15 protein-coding genes are annotated in these 13,577 nt (G+C 69.0%); 8 read left to right on the top strand and 7 right to left on the bottom strand.

Features of this window, described 5'->3' with window-relative positions; all coding sequences use genetic code 11:
• Nucleotides 1-72 precede the first annotated feature (72 nt).
• Together BLR04_RS00850 and BLR04_RS00845 are read right to left on the bottom strand one after the other, a co-directional pair.
• The gene (locus tag BLR04_RS00850; RefSeq protein ID WP_090758514.1) at nucleotides 73-666 is read right to left on the bottom strand and encodes a TetR/AcrR family transcriptional regulator; all 594 of its coding nucleotides are present in this window, start codon (nucleotides 664-666) and stop codon (nucleotides 73-75) included.
• Nucleotides 667-750: 84 nt separating this feature from the next.
• The gene (locus BLR04_RS00845) at nucleotides 751-1,449 is read right to left on the bottom strand and encodes a hypothetical protein (RefSeq protein WP_143021914.1); all 699 of its coding nucleotides are present in this window, start codon (nucleotides 1,447-1,449) and stop codon (nucleotides 751-753) included.
• Nucleotides 1,450-1,683: 234 nt separating this feature from the next.
• On the opposite strand from BLR04_RS00845, the gene BLR04_RS00840 reads away from it, so the two are divergent.
• The gene (locus BLR04_RS00840; RefSeq protein ID WP_090758509.1) at nucleotides 1,684-2,061 is read left to right on the top strand and encodes a TetR family transcriptional regulator C-terminal domain-containing protein; all 378 of its coding nucleotides are present in this window, start codon (nucleotides 1,684-1,686) and stop codon (nucleotides 2,059-2,061) included.
• Here BLR04_RS00840 and BLR04_RS00835 read toward each other — a convergent pair.
• Nucleotides 2,051-2,680, bottom strand: a complete 630-nt coding sequence (locus BLR04_RS00835; RefSeq protein WP_218128675.1) for a TetR/AcrR family transcriptional regulator — start codon at nucleotides 2,678-2,680, stop codon at nucleotides 2,051-2,053. The two genes, BLR04_RS00840 and BLR04_RS00835, sit on opposite strands and share 11 nt — an antisense overlap.
• A gap of 268 nt (nucleotides 2,681-2,948) precedes the next feature.
• Here BLR04_RS00835 and BLR04_RS00830 point away from each other — a divergent pair, with 268 nt between their 5' ends.
• The 6 genes from BLR04_RS00830 (at nucleotide 2,949) to BLR04_RS00805 (ending at nucleotide 9,016) form a co-directional block, all read left to right on the top strand.
• Nucleotides 2,949-3,866, top strand: a complete 918-nt coding sequence (locus BLR04_RS00830) for an NADP-dependent oxidoreductase (protein ID WP_090758507.1) — start codon at nucleotides 2,949-2,951, stop codon at nucleotides 3,864-3,866.
• A gap of 142 nt (nucleotides 3,867-4,008) precedes the next feature.
• Nucleotides 4,009-4,356, top strand: coding sequence for a GNAT family N-acetyltransferase (locus BLR04_RS00825; protein ID WP_218128674.1), 348 nt, complete (start codon nucleotides 4,009-4,011; stop codon nucleotides 4,354-4,356).
• Nucleotides 4,357-4,412: 56 nt separating this feature from the next.
• Nucleotides 4,413-5,030, top strand: a complete 618-nt coding sequence (locus BLR04_RS00820; protein WP_090758505.1) for a GNAT family N-acetyltransferase — start codon at nucleotides 4,413-4,415, stop codon at nucleotides 5,028-5,030.
• A gap of 378 nt (nucleotides 5,031-5,408) precedes the next feature.
• Nucleotides 5,409-6,230, top strand: a complete 822-nt coding sequence (locus BLR04_RS00815; protein WP_090758503.1) for an isocitrate lyase/PEP mutase family protein — start codon at nucleotides 5,409-5,411, stop codon at nucleotides 6,228-6,230.
• A gap of 139 nt (nucleotides 6,231-6,369) precedes the next feature.
• A complete protein-coding gene (locus BLR04_RS00810; RefSeq protein WP_090758501.1) occupies nucleotides 6,370-7,674 on the top strand; it encodes an MFS transporter in 1,305 nt (434 codons plus the stop codon).
• A 91-nt stretch (nucleotides 7,675-7,765) separates the two neighbouring features.
• A complete protein-coding gene (locus BLR04_RS00805; protein ID WP_090758499.1) occupies nucleotides 7,766-9,016 on the top strand; it encodes an MFS transporter in 1,251 nt (416 codons plus the stop codon).
• 28 nt (nucleotides 9,017-9,044) lie between these two features.
• On the opposite strand, the gene BLR04_RS00800 is transcribed toward BLR04_RS00805, so the two are convergent.
• Entirely contained in the window at nucleotides 9,045-9,542 is a 498-nt protein-coding gene (locus BLR04_RS00800) for a YkgB family protein (RefSeq protein WP_090758497.1), read from the bottom strand.
• A 483-nt stretch (nucleotides 9,543-10,025) separates the two neighbouring features.
• Between BLR04_RS00800 and ctaD the strand changes: the two genes are divergently transcribed.
• On the top strand, nucleotides 10,026-11,726 hold the full coding sequence (gene ctaD, locus BLR04_RS00795; RefSeq protein ID WP_090758495.1) for an aa3-type cytochrome oxidase subunit I: 1,701 nt from the start codon (nucleotides 10,026-10,028) through the stop codon (nucleotides 11,724-11,726).
• A gap of 139 nt (nucleotides 11,727-11,865) precedes the next feature.
• Here the strand turns inward: ctaD and BLR04_RS00790 are convergent, their stop codons facing one another.
• From BLR04_RS00790 to BLR04_RS00780, 3 genes are read right to left on the bottom strand one after another with little or no spacing between them, the layout of a single operon-like run.
• Nucleotides 11,866-12,147: a DUF6510 family protein gene (locus BLR04_RS00790; protein ID WP_090758493.1), complete on the bottom strand. Its 282-nt coding sequence runs from the start codon at nucleotides 12,145-12,147 to the stop codon at nucleotides 11,866-11,868.
• Nucleotides 12,144-12,908, bottom strand: coding sequence for a ferredoxin reductase (locus tag BLR04_RS00785; RefSeq protein WP_090758491.1), 765 nt, complete (start codon nucleotides 12,906-12,908; stop codon nucleotides 12,144-12,146). The genes BLR04_RS00790 and BLR04_RS00785 overlap by 4 nt, the downstream gene beginning before the upstream one ends.
• The gene (locus BLR04_RS00780) at nucleotides 12,878-13,480 is read right to left on the bottom strand and encodes a sulfite oxidase-like oxidoreductase (protein WP_090758489.1); all 603 of its coding nucleotides are present in this window, start codon (nucleotides 13,478-13,480) and stop codon (nucleotides 12,878-12,880) included. Before BLR04_RS00780 ends, BLR04_RS00785 begins: the two co-directional genes overlap by 31 nt.
• Between the last annotated feature and the right edge of the window lie 97 nt (nucleotides 13,481-13,577).

Genomic DNA, 13,577 nt, shown 5'->3' with positions numbered 1-13,577 from the left:
CTCGCCTTCCGCACGATCTGCGCGACGAACCCATCGCCTTCCTCTGCACGATCCGCGTGACGAACCCTTCGTCTACTTCTGCTCGAGCTCCGCGAGGAAGCCCTCGCAGACCGCGCTCATCCGCTCCACGGTCATGCTGCGCGAGCCCACCAGCACCTGGATGGCCAGCCCGTCGATCATGCCGATGAGCCGGTTGGCGTACTCGACCGCGTCACCCTCGCGCAGCAGGCCGAGCGTCTGCCCGTCGCGGATCACGGCCGCCACGAAGCGCCGCCACTCGCCGTAGACGCGCTCGTTGAGGTCCTGCAGTTCGGGCTCGCGCAGCGCCTCGCTCCACAGCTCCATCCAGACGCGCCAGGCCCGTACGGTCTCCTCGCCCACCGGCAGGTACGACCGGACGAAGGCGAGCAGTCTGGCCCGCGGGTCGTCCTCGCCCTCGAAGATCGGCCGCCGGCGGTCGATCGAGCGCTGGAAGTTGTCCTCGAAGGCCGCGTGCACGACCTCGCGCTTGCTGGCGAAGTAGTAGTGAACGGTGCCGCTGCTCGTGCCGGCCCGTCTGGCCACGTCGGAGATCCGCATGGACCGCAGCCCGACCTCTGCGATCACCTCGCAGGCGGCGCGCAGGATCTGCTCGCGGCGTTCGACCTCGACACTGGGACGCGGCATACGGAACCTCTCGGCGATATCTGGCGGGTCAGTCAACTTCGTCGAACACTATCCGCCCCTCGACCCCGCGCCCAGCTGCACCCGTCACCCCACAACCCGTCCGACGATCCACGCGATTCCCACCCCTGCGGTCGTGGTGACGACGGCCAGCAGGATCGAGTAACCACACCCGCTGCTCCCGTCCACACGCTTGGCACGCGGGGTCCCTTCACCGGGACCTCGCCACAAGGGCCTGGGCTCCAGTACGAGGTGGAGCAGCGCCCCGATCTGGCCGACGGTGAACAGCCAGAACCACGCCCACCGGTTGGCCAGGCGCGGCGTGGAGCCGAGCATGACGAAGAAGGCCAGCACCCAGGCTCCGGCGATCCACCAGCCGCCGGGAACGTCGAAGGGCCAGTCGGGGATGATGCCCTTGGCGGAGGACTCCGTGCCCGGCTCCTGCACCACCACGTACGGCTGGTCGAAGACGTGGCGAAAATCGGCCGCGAGCCGATCAACCGTGTACGGTCCCTCGCTGTCTCTGATCCGCCCGTCCACGCGATACCAGGCCAGTGGCGACTCCGACCACTCCAGGGACATCACTTGCCGTGAGTCGCCCACCCAGTAGTTGACCTGGTCGATCCGACCGGCCAGCGCCGCGCCACGGAACTGCTCCAGAGTCCGAGGCGACGGCAACGACGCGGTACTCGTGACCACCAGCCCACCGATCAGGGCGAGCAGCAACACCAGCCGGACCACAAAGCCGATCGTGCGGAAGAGACGGATACCTAAGTCGGATTCCACGCCACAGTCCTACCGCAGAGAGCCGCACGGCAGCCATGCCGGCCACCGCCGTCCCGGACCGACCTGGTTCGCTCAGGACTATATAGTCCAATTGACGGGCAGCGACTCGGGGAGATATCGCCTATAGTGGACCTTGTGGACCCTTATGGCCAGGATGGCGGCCGTGTCGATGAGCTTCCGACGGGGGAGGCGGTCGGAGCCGGGATCGATGGGCTGCTCGCGATTCAGGAACCCTTGAGGAACAACCTGCACTCGGTACGCGACCTCGTCCGCTGGCGGGACGAGGTGGTCCGTCTGGAGCAGCGGCGCGGCGACGGGGTCTGTCCGCTGGGCGAACTGGCCGAGCTGCTCGCCCATGGCGACGAAGCAGGACGGTCGGCGGTGCGCGCGGGCATCGCGGCCTGCGAGTCGCTCCTGGCGGGCGGGCTCGCCAGGATCAGGGAAAGCGGCGAACTAGCGGCGGACGCCGATCCGGAAAGGCTCGCGACCGGCCTGATGGCCGCGTTGCAGGGTGGCCTGCTGCTCGCCCGCACCACCCGCGACGTACGCCGGCTGGAGGTGGCCCTGGACACGGCGCTCGGCTACGTCCGCGCCCACGCCGTCACGCTGTGAGGAACGACCTCACGTGGTCGAGCGCCATGTCGAGAGCGATCTCCATGGGCTTGATGTCGCGCGCGGTCTCGGCGAGGAGGTAGCCGCCCTGCAGGGCGGCCATCAGGCTGGTCGCGAGTTTGTCGGGGTCGGCGTCCGGCTTGAGCACCCCGTCGTCCCGCATCCGCCGCAGGCCGGCGGCGAGCAGCCCTTCCCACTCCACGAACGACTCGGCGAGCGTGGCGCGGGCCCGGTCGTCCTGGTCGGCGAGCTCGCTGGCCAGGGAGCCGAGCGCGCAGCCGTAGGCGCCGTTCTGCAGGGCGTTGCGCTGCACCAGCGCGTCGCGCCAGCGCACCAGGCCGCGGAACGACTTCAGGCGCTCAAGATTGCCGCGTTCGCGCTCCAGGACCTGTGCGGCGCGCGCCGCGACGACGGCGCGGACCAGTTCCTCCTTGTCGGGGAAGTGGTTGTAGAGCTGGGACTTGCTGGTGTTGCTCGCGGCCCGGACGTCGTCCAGCGTGGTCGCGTTCACGCCCTTCATGTACATCAGCTCGACGGCGGCCGCCACGATGCGGGCGCGGGTGGCGGCCCCACGGGGCGTCAGCCTCCGCTCCGGCTGTGCGTTCTCCGGCCTGCTCACACTCCTCAGGCTACCGCGTCCGATCACACTGCGTGGACTGTCGCGTGGACTACAAGGTCCCGCACGGCCCTGGTTCTCTGTGGTGGGGCGTGGGCGGCCCTGGGTATGCGTCGACAACTGGACCAGTACGCCCGATGATCCCACATGGCGTCGACCGATCGGCCGCCATGGCGACGCATCATGGTCCTGGCCGGGTGTGCCGTACTGGTACTTTTATGGACGATATAGTCCAGAACGGCGGCGAGGCCGGATGCAGGGAGGGTGCCGGATGAAGGCGATCGTGGTGACGGACGAAGCCGCGGGAACGGCCGGGATGACGCTGGCGACGCGACCCCGGCCTGAGGCGGCGTTGAACGACGTGCTGGTCGAGGTTCATGCGTCGGGATTCACCACGGGGGAGCTGACGTGGCCCTCGACCTGGACCGACCGGCTCGGTCGTGACCGGACACCGTCGATCCCCGGGCACGAGCTGGCCGGAGTGGTCACCGCTCTGGGCTACGGCACGACGGGGCTGTCGGTGGGGCAGCGGGTGTTCGGCCTCACGGACTGGACCCGCGACGGCACCCTGGCGGAGTACGCGGCCGTCGAGGCGCGCAACCTCGCCCCGCTGCCGGCCGACATCGACTTCACCGTGGGCGCGAGTTTGCCGATCTCGGGCTTGACCGCGTGGCAGGGGCTGTTCGAGCACGGTCGCCTCCGAACGGGGCAGAGCGTTCTCGTGCACGGCGCGGCAGGTGGAGTCGGTTCGATGGCGACGCAGCTCGCACGAGAGGCCGGCGCCCACGTCATCGCCACCGGCCGCGCCGCCGACCGTCGGGCGACGCTCGACCTCGGCGCGCAGGAGTTCGTCGACCTCGACAACGACACCCTGGAAGACGTCGGCGGAGTCGACCTGGTGCTCGACGTCATCGGTGGCGACATCGCGAGGCGGTCGGCAGGCCTGGTGCGAGCCGGGGGAACGCTCGTGACCATCGCCGGGCCGCCGCAGGCGCGTCCCGCCGACGGGGTGGCGATCGACTTCGTCGTCGTGTCTCACCGTGGTCAGCTGGGCGAGATCGCCCGGCGGGTGCGCGACGGACGGCTGCGGACGACCATCGGGAAGGTCGCGACCCTCGACGACGCGGTCGCCGCCTTCAACCCGACCGAGCGGGTGAAGGGAAAGACGGTCATTCGCGTTCGTCCGTAAGGTCCGGTGACGTGATCGCCGGGCGGCGGGTCGGCACAGCGAAGGTGGGCGTCGTGGGCTGCGATGGCCCCTGGCCGGACGGGCCGCCCGAACCCGGGCAGCGCGGACCGCGCTGCTCACGCAGATATCAGGAGAGAACCAAGTGAACCCCGAGATGAACGTACAGAAGAACAGCGACAGCGGATCGTACGAGGCCGTGGTCGACGGACAGGTGGTCGGCATGATCGTCTACCACACCCCGCGAGGCGAGCAGCGTGTGACGCTCAGCCACACGATCGTCGAGCCCGAGTACCGCGGCCGAGGGATCGCGAGCCGGCTCGTCAAGCACGCGCTGGACGACCTGCGAGCGCAGGGCCTGAAACTCACCAACTACTGCACCTTCGTGGCGGACTACATCGCCGACCATCCTGAATACAAGGAACTCGTCGACAGCCGCTTCCCTGGCCGCGCGACGGTGCCCGACCGCGCACCCCGCGAAGGCGCCAACTGACGAACGCCCGGATCGCACCGGACCCGGTGCGATCGCCGACGTGGAGGAGTACAGAGATGCCTCAGAGCTCGCATTCGGTCGACGTCGACGGAGCACTGATCCGGACTGCGCGCCTGCAACTTGCTCCGTGGACGATGTCCGATGTCGAAGCGGCCCTGGGCATCTTCGGCGACGAAGAGGTCGCTCGATGGCTGGCGCCGGCGATGAGCCGCGTTCCTGACGCGGCCGCCATGCAGCAGCTGGTGTCCAGGTGGGTCGCGGACGGCGCGGCCGTCAAGCCACCGCTCGGCCGTTGGAAGGTCACCGACCGCGCCACCGGCCACACCGTCGGCGCGGTCTCCTTGCTGCCGCTGCCTCCCGACGACATCGACTCCGAGATCAGCGTCCAGATCGCTCGTGACCGGTGGGGAAACGGCTATGCCGGTGAGGCCGGTCATGCGATCGCCCACTACGCCTTCACCTCCGGGATCGACGAGGTCTTCGCCGTCTCGCGTCCGGCGAACCGGCGCGCCGCGGCCGCCGCGCGGCGCATGGGGATGGACTGGGTCGGACAGACCGCCAAGTACTACGGCACGAGACTCGACGTGTTCCGTCTGCGGCGATACGACCTCGACGTACCGGCGATCGCGGCGCCGCCGGAGGCGGAGCAGACGGATGCGCTCACCGAGATCTGACTGATCCACACCAGCATGAGCCCCCGTGACACGTGGCGCGGACCGGTGCCCTCGATCGACCGGTCGAGCACGACCAGGGCGATGTCGCCCGCAACGAACACATGACGCGCTTCAGCGGCAGGCCGGGGCCGCGCACACTCTTGGCGAGCTGTCCTGTGATGCCATACTATGGACTAAATAGTCCGATTTCCGGTGGTTGGCCGGATCGACCGAAGGCGTCGGCCAACCATCCGAAGCACGCAGGTGCCCTCGGCCGCGGAAGCGACTTCCGGAACGAGGCGGAACATCTGTCCGCGCGTCGCTGGGGAAACGACAACCGGGCCGCGGTGAACGCAGACCCGCATGAGATGGATCGAGAAATGAAGCTGACCTGCCGCCATGTCTGACCTCGCACCCCAGGCGCGCTACGAACAGTTCGTCGAACTCCACCGTGGCCCCGACACGTTCATCATGCCCAACGCATGGGACGTCCCCTCGGCCCTGCTCTTCAGGGAGGCCGGGTTCAAGTCCGTCGCGACCTCCTCGGCGGCCTTCGCGGCGACGCTGGGTCGGATCGACGGCATCCACGCCGTCAGTCGTGACACACACCTCGACCATGCCGCCCTGCTCACGTCCGTGAGCGGGCTGCCGATCAACGGCGACTTCGAGGACGGCTACGGCGAGACCCCCGACGAAGTCCGGGCCACCGTCGACGCCGCCGTTGCCCGTGGTCTGGCCGGCATCGGAGTCGAGGACACCACCGGTGACCCCTCCAGCCCGATCCGAGACTTCGACGACGCGGTTCGCCGCATGAAGGCCGCCGCCGAGGCCGCGCACGGACGGATCGTGCTGACCGGTCGTACGGACAACCTCATCTGGGGAGTCTCCGACCTCGACGACACCATCCGCCGCCTCTGCGCCTACGCGGAGGCAGGAGCCGACGTCCTCTACGCGCCGAACCTGCCGGACATGGCCTCCATCGGCGCGGTCATCAGGGCGGTCGCCCCCAAGCCGGTCAACGTGCTCGTCAGACCCAAGGACACGGCCACCTTCGCCGAGCTCCAGACGATCGGTGTCCGCAGAATCAGCCTCGGGGTCGACCCCTACACGCACGCCCTGGGAGCCGCGCAGGCGGCCGCGGCCAAGCTCGTGAGGGGAGACCTGACGGCGCTCGCGTCACACCTCGACTTCGGCCACATCATCGACCTGATCAAGGGCTGAGCCGGCCGCGCGACGGACTCATGGAGCCCGATCGCGACGTGACGTCCTGACCGCCCGCGCGGCGGCTTCCCCCAAGACACACCTCGGGGCGCTCCCGGAGCGGAGCCCGGTCGAAGGTGTGCGACGAACGAGGAGATACGTGATCGAAAACGGAGAGCCGGCGGAGAAATCCCGCGTCCCGCAGGTGCGCGTCGTCGCGGCATCGTCGTGCGCCGCGGCCGTCCCGAGCCGGTACGCGGGCGACCGTGACGCCGCGGGAGCCACCGCAGCGGCGGCGCCAGGCAGCAGGCGGGGCTGGGCGTCCGTCGGCGCCGTCGCGCTCGGCGCGTTCGTCATCGTCATGACGGAGACTCTGCCGGTGGGGCTGCTGCCGCAGGTCGCCGGCGGACTGCACGTCTCACTCGGACTCGCGGGGCTGATGGTGCTCGTGCCCGGTTTCAGCGCCGCGGTGTCGGCACCGCTGTTCTTCCTCGGCTCCGGCCGCTTCGACCGGCGCTCGGTCATCCTCGTCCTGGGGCTGACGGTGCTGGTGGCGAACGCGGTCGTCGCGGTGGCGCCGAACTTCGTCCTGGTGCTGATCGCCCGCATGCTCTTCGGCGCCACCCTCGGCGCCTTCTGGACCGTGGTCTCGCCGGTCGGACCCAAGCTGGTGGGACCGGCGGGCGGCACCCGCGCCATCACCGTCATCGCGGCGGGCATCTCGGGCGGGACCGTGGTGGGCCTGCCGGCGGGACAGTTCCTCGGCGACGTCGTCGGCTGGCGTGCGGCCTTCGCCATCGCGGCGGCGGCGACACTGCTCGTCGTGGTGGCGCAGACGGTCCTGCTGCCCGGCATTCCGCCGGACGGGCGCACGCACCTGCGTGACCTCGTGGCAGTCGTGAAGCGGCGGGCCGCCCGGTTCGGGATGGCGGCGGGCGCGGTGGTGTTCATCGGGCAGTTCGCCGCCTGGACGTACATCACCCCGTTCCTGACGGACCACACGCACCTGTCCAGCAGCGTGATCTCCCTGCTGTACGTCCTGTACGGCTGCGCCGGCATCGCCGGCTCACTCGTGGCAGGATCGCTGTTCAGGCGCGGGGTGATCGGCAGCTTCGCCGGGACCGCGACGGCGGTCGCCGCCCTGCTCGTCGGGCTGGCGAGCGCGGGCACCATGCCCTGGACGGCCGGCCTGTTGTTCGTGCTGTGGGGCTTGTTCTGGGGAGTCGTGAACCCGGGAACGCTGGTCTGGATACTCGACGCGGCCCACGAAACCCCGGAGGCCGCGTCGGCGGTGAACGTGACGAATCTCCAGATAGCCCTGGCGGTGGGCTCCGGCCTCGGCGCGGTCCTCGTCTCGTCGACCACCCTGCCCGCGCTGTTCCTCACGGCGGGCTTCATCGTCCTCGCCGCCGCCGTGCTCGCCGGGCTGGCGGCACGGTTCGTGACGCTCGCCGTCAGGCAGTGAGGACGGCGCCGCGATCCCACACCCCATCACCCCGGACCATGTGCGCACCCCTGAGACGCCGCATGGTCCAGCACGAAAGAAAGACGGCTCGATGCGACATGTGACCCCAGCGGCCGACCCGGGCCGCCGGGAAGGAAAGCTCCGGCTGACGTTCGTTTCCGCGGTGTTCTCCCTGGTGGCCGTGTTCGCCGCGGTGGGCTCCACGATCCCTCTGTTCAACATCTACCGAGCCGAGGACGGGTTCTCCAACGCCGGCATCTCGCTGACCGTCGTCGCCTACTCGGCCGCCACCCTCGGCACACTGCTGGTGCTGGGACGGCTGTCCAACCATGTGGGCCGACGGCCCACCGCGATCGCCGGCCTCGCACTGCTCGTCCTGGGCTGCCTGGTGCTCTTGAACGTGCACCACATCGGCGTCCTGATCGCCGGACGGCTCCTGATGGGTCTCGGCGCCGGGCTGGCCAGCAGCAGCCTGCCCGCCTACATCGTGGACGCCGCGCCGAGAAGGCCGGTCTGGCTGGCCGCCGTCGCCTCCAGTCAGACCGTCATGCTCGGTCTCGCCGTCGGCGCCGTCGCCTCAGGCGCCCTGGTCCAGTTCGGCCCCTGGCCACGTGACCTCATCTACCTGGTCGTCGTCGCTCTGCTCGTGCTGTCCGCCGTACTCGTCGCGATCAGCTCGGAGACCGTGACACCGGCCCCGGGCGGTTGGCGGTCACTGCGCCCCAGCGTGCGCGTACCGGTACGGGTCAGGCGGCTGCTTCCCGTCGCGGCCGCGGTGCTCCTGCCCACCTGGGCGACCGGGTCCTTCTACCAGGCCTTCGTGCCCGCGCTGGTGCAGGACCAGCTCCACACCGACAGCCCGCTCGTCCTCGGACTGACGTTCGCCGCCTACATGGCCCCCAGCGCTGTGGGCGCCCCCTTGGGCGGCCGGTTCTCACCGGCGGCGGCCCAGAGCATCGGCATGCTCGGCTTCCTGACCGGATGGGTCGGCATGCTGACAGCGATCATCACCGGAGCACTGCCGTTGTTCGTCGCCGCGACCATCGTCGCCGGGGCCGCGCAGGGCATCGCCATCAGCGCCGTCACCCGGGGCCTGCTCCACGGCAGCGGGCTGACCGAGCGGGCTTCGATCTTCGCCGTGGTCTATCTCCTCAGCTACAGCGGCGCGACCGTTCCCAGCCTCATCTCCGCCCAGCTCTCCAGCGTGTTCTCCGTGCCGCACATCGCGGCCGGGTACGGCGCGTTCGCCCTCGTCGCCACCCTGTTCACGGTCATCGCCGCACGCGACCCGCTCCCCGACGTGACCGGCCCGCCCGGCGAGTCGCTGGACCTGGCACGGTAGGTGCGCGACTCGCCGGACGGGCCGGCGGTCAGCCGCGGTCCCTGTGTGCCGCGGAGCCGCCGGGCCGCCGGACCTTCCGCAGGGCTTCCGCCGCGGTGAAGAGCGCCGCCCCCAGCAGCACGACGTCCTTGATCAGGAACTGCCCGGCAGGTGACAGCTTCGGCTCCTTACGGCGCTGATGCCATGCTTCCGGAGTGGTCACCAGGAAACTCAACGTCGTGGCGAACATCGCCGTGGCGGCGAGGCTCCCCAGCGCGGAGGCCTTGGGCGCGAGCGGCCGGGCGGCGATCAGCCCACCGATCAGAATCTCGCTGACACCGATGATCCTGGCGATCTTCCGTTCACCGAACATCCGGGTGAGACGGCTGAACGGCGGGCTGGACACGAGCAGCGGACGGATGTTGTCCACCTCGTAGTCCTCGAACTTGAGCCGCCCGATCACCATCAGATTGAGCACCAGCCCGTATCTCAGTGTCACAGCGGCGGTGCCCTGGACGCGGTCGGCTGTGGTGTGAAACGTTCCCATGCTGCGATCCCCTTTCGCAGGTGGTTCTGACGTTTTCCGTGCTTCGCGTCGTGCGCCGGACGTATCATCCACGGCGCAACTGGAGCTCTGGTTCTAAGAAGTGCGAACTTCGACCATGGGCGAAATATCGGCGTACGCCGATCGTCGGTGGCTTTTCGAGGTCAACCCGTACGCCATGAGTTGGGCGCACATTCCGTTGCGAAATCAGAAAGCGGCTCCGTTCGTCCCGGGTGTACAAGCAGGACGGGAGATGCGCCGCTCCTGAGCTGCCCGACCACCTCCTCAGCGGAAACAATGCGAGACATCCGTGGAATGCCATCACATGACCGACCCTTGAGCGTGCCGATACGGACGGCCGCTTCCTGTGACCCGGCTTTCATGAGTACGGACCATGGCAGGGCGCCGGTGGGCCGGATCGGTTGACGGCGCAGTGGACGGGGAAAACCGCCTGGGTCCCCCTCTACGCGTCCAGCGGCAGGAGATATGTACATGACCAGGACCGAGCCTCGCCGGGGTCAACCTGTTCTCGTGCCGCGCGCACAGAGCGGCTTCGGGCGACTGGTCGTTTCCTGGTTGTCCACGACCGACCACAAAGTGATCGGTTATCTCTACCTCGCCACGTCGTTCGGTTTCTTTCTGATCGGCGGCCTCCTCGCGATGGTGATCAGGGCGGAGCTGTACGAGCCGGGATTGCAGTTCGTCACGCGCGAGCAGTACAACCAGCTGTTCAGCATTCATGGCACCCTCATGCTTCTGCTGTTCGCGACCCCGCTCTTCGCCGGGTTCGCGAACGTGCTCGTGCCGCTGCAGATCGGCGCCCCCGACGTGGCCTTCCCGCGCCTCAACGCGGTCGGCTACTGGTTGTTCCTGCTCGGCGGGCTGATGGTGGTCAGCGGCTTCCTCGCCGATGGCGGCGCGGCGTCCTTCGGCTGGGTCGCCTACACGCCGCTGTCGACCGCCACCTTCACCCCGGGGATCGGCGCCGACCTGTGGATCATGGGGCTCGTGCTGTCCGGCCTGGGCACGATCCTCACGTCGGTCAACTTCATCACCACCATCACCTGCATGCGGGCGCCCGGCATGACGATGTTCCGGATGTCGATCTTCACCTGGAACGCCCTGCTCACGGCGCTGATGGTGCTCCTGGCGTTTCCCACGCTCGCCGCCGCGTTGCTGGCACTGGAGATCGACCGCAAGTTCGGCACGCACATCTACGACCCGGAGACCGGAGGAGCCATGCTGTGGCAGCACCTGTTCTGGTTCTTCGGCCATCCGGAGGTGTACATCATCGCGGTTCCGTTCTTCGGCATCATCTCCGAGATCATCCCGGTCTTCAGCCGCAAACCGATCTTCGGCTACATCGGCCTGGTGGCGGCGACCATCTCGATCGCCGGGCTGTCCATGACCGTGTGGGCGCACCACATGTTCGTCACCGGCCAGGTGCTGCTGCCGTTCTTCTCCATGACGAGCTTCCTCATCGCCGTGCCCACGGGGGTGAAGTTCTTCAACTGGATCGGCACCATGTGGCGCGGCCACCTGTCGTTCGAGTCGCCCATGTTGTTCTGCGTCGGATTCCTGGTCACGTTCCTCATCGGTGGCCTGACCGGCGTGATTCTGGCCTCGCCACCGCTCGACTTCCATGTCAGCGACACCTACTTCGTGGTGGCCCACATCCACTACGTCGTCTTCGGCACGGTGGTCTTCGCGATGTTCGCCGGGTTCTACTTCTGGTGGCCGAAGATGACCGGCAGGATGCTCAACGAAAGGCTCGGCAAGCTGCACTTCTGGCCGCTGTTCATCGGCTTCGAGATCACGTTCCTGGTGCAGTTCTGGCTCGGGGCGATCGGGTTCCCGCGCCGCTATGCCGACTACAGTCAGGCCGACGGGTTCACCACGCTGAACATGATCTCCTCGGTCGGCGCGTTCCTGCTGGGCGCCTCGACGTTGGTCTTCCTCTTCAACATCTGGCACACGTCCCGGGTGGCGGCCAAGGTGACGGTCGACGACCCGTGGAAGTACGGCAACTCGCTGGAGTGGGCCACCTCCTGCCCGCCGCCGCGGCACAACTTCCCCTCGCTGCCCCGGATCAGGTCCGAAAGGCCCGCCTTCGACATCAAATACCCACACCGGCAGCCAGGACATGAAGCCCGCAGTGTCCTCGACGTTCGGCATGGTGACGCTTGACCCGGCACGGGCCGATGCCGTCCCCCACTCGAAGCCGGGCCGCTCCGCGGCCCACAAGGGCCGTCGCGACCGACGCTCGATCGCCTCATGTGCCATCGGCCGGACCCTCGCACATCACATCGCTCCCGTCGCGGGCACCTCAACGCCCCTCAGGCATGCGGATGTCGAGACAGGTGGTGCCGCGCAGGTCGAGCCAGGCCCGGCCGGGCGCGCGGACCAGGCGGAACACGACCTCCCCGCAGGCCGGGCAGCGGCCCACCAGGCCGGGGGCCCACGCGTGCAGGAGCGCCTCCGCGAAGGTGAAGCTGTGCGCGCAGGTGGCACACGAGGTGCCGGCCGCGGTGACGTCGACGCTGAAGATCTCGCGCAGCGCCCCGCCCGCAGCGTTGGCGTCGAGATGGTGGTCGTCGTTCGTGCTCATGGGCGTCCTCCCGTGGGGCCGAATCGTTCGGTGCGGATCAAGGCCGGGTCGTGGCCGGCGGCGACCAGCAGGCCGGCGGCGCTCTCCACGAAGCCGGTGGGGCCGCAGACGAAGGTCGACGGCCTGCTTTCCGGTGGCCAGGTGACGGCGCGGACCAGGGCCGCGTCCACCCGCCCCGGAGGACGCTCGTGTCCTTCCGGGGCCAGCCGGGTGTAGGCGTAGGTGACCTCCAGGCCGGTGCCGTCCGTGGCGCGTTCGCCCAGTTCCGCCGCGTACAGCAGGGCTTCGGGCTCGCGCACGGAGTACAGCAGCCGAAACGGCGCGACGCCGGTGCCGGGCGCTGCGGCCCGGGCGCGGATCATGGCCATCAGAGGCACCAGACCGGAGCCGCCCGCGATGAGTTGCACCGGTGTGGGCGGGCCAGGCCGCCATACGAACCAGCCGCCGATCGGCCCGCGCAGCTCCAGCGCATCGCCCACCTCCAGGACCTGGGTGAGGTACGGCGAGACCTCCCCGTCGGGGATCTCCTCCACGGTGAGCTCGACCCGTTCGCCGTCGGCCGCCGACGCGATCGAGTAGGAACGCTGGGTCGAGTAGCCGTCGGGAGCCGTGAGCCGCAGGTCGACGTGCTGACCGCCGAGGTGGCCTGGCCAGCCGGGTATGTGGAGCACGATGGTGCGGGCGGTCGGACTCTCCTGGAGCAGCTCCGTCACCGTGCCGACCCGCCAGGTCAGTCGCTCCAGTATCGCTGTTCGCGCCATGGGTCACCGTAGTTGTGGTAGCCGACACCCTCCCAGAACCCGGGTGTGTCCGCGTTCATGAGCCGGATCCCCCGGACCCACTTGGCGCTCTTCCACAGGTACAGGTGGGGCACCAGGAGCCGGGCCGGACCGCCGTGCTCGGCGGCGAGGTCCTTGCCGCCGTAGCCGAAGGCGATCCACGCCTTCCCGCCGAGCAGGTCCTCCAGCGGCAGGTTGGTGGTGTAGCCGCCGTAGGAGTGGGCCAGGGCGTAGCCGGCGGTGGTCTCGACGCCGGCGAACAGCGTGTCGAGCGAGACGCCCTCCCACGTGGTGCCCAGCTTCGACCACTTGGTGACGCAGTGCAGGTCGGTGGTGAAACGCTCGGCGGGCAGGGCGCGCAGGGCCGCCCAGTCCCAGTGGTGTTCCGCGCCGGTCTCCGTGGTGATCGTGAACTCCCACCGCTCGGTTCGCACCTGCGGAGTGGGCCCGGACGACAGGACGGGGAAGTCCTCGGTGAGGTACTGCCCCGGCGGCAGCTTCACGTCGCCGGTACGGCGACGTCCAGAAAATCCTCGTGACACGAGGCCGGCCATGATGCAACCTTCCGTGTGTGAGCAACGCCGGCGCCGAACCGGTGGGCGCTTGCCCGAGATCCGGGCGGCATCGCAGAAGTCTTGGTGAAGGCGATGG

Source organism: Nonomuraea maritima, assembly GCF_900100395.1.
In the GTDB taxonomy this organism is placed as follows: Bacteria; Actinomycetota; Actinomycetes; order Streptosporangiales; family Streptosporangiaceae; genus Nonomuraea; species Nonomuraea maritima.
The sequence above is the reverse complement of the archived record's forward strand: the minus strand, read 5'-3'. Positions and strand labels throughout refer to the sequence as shown.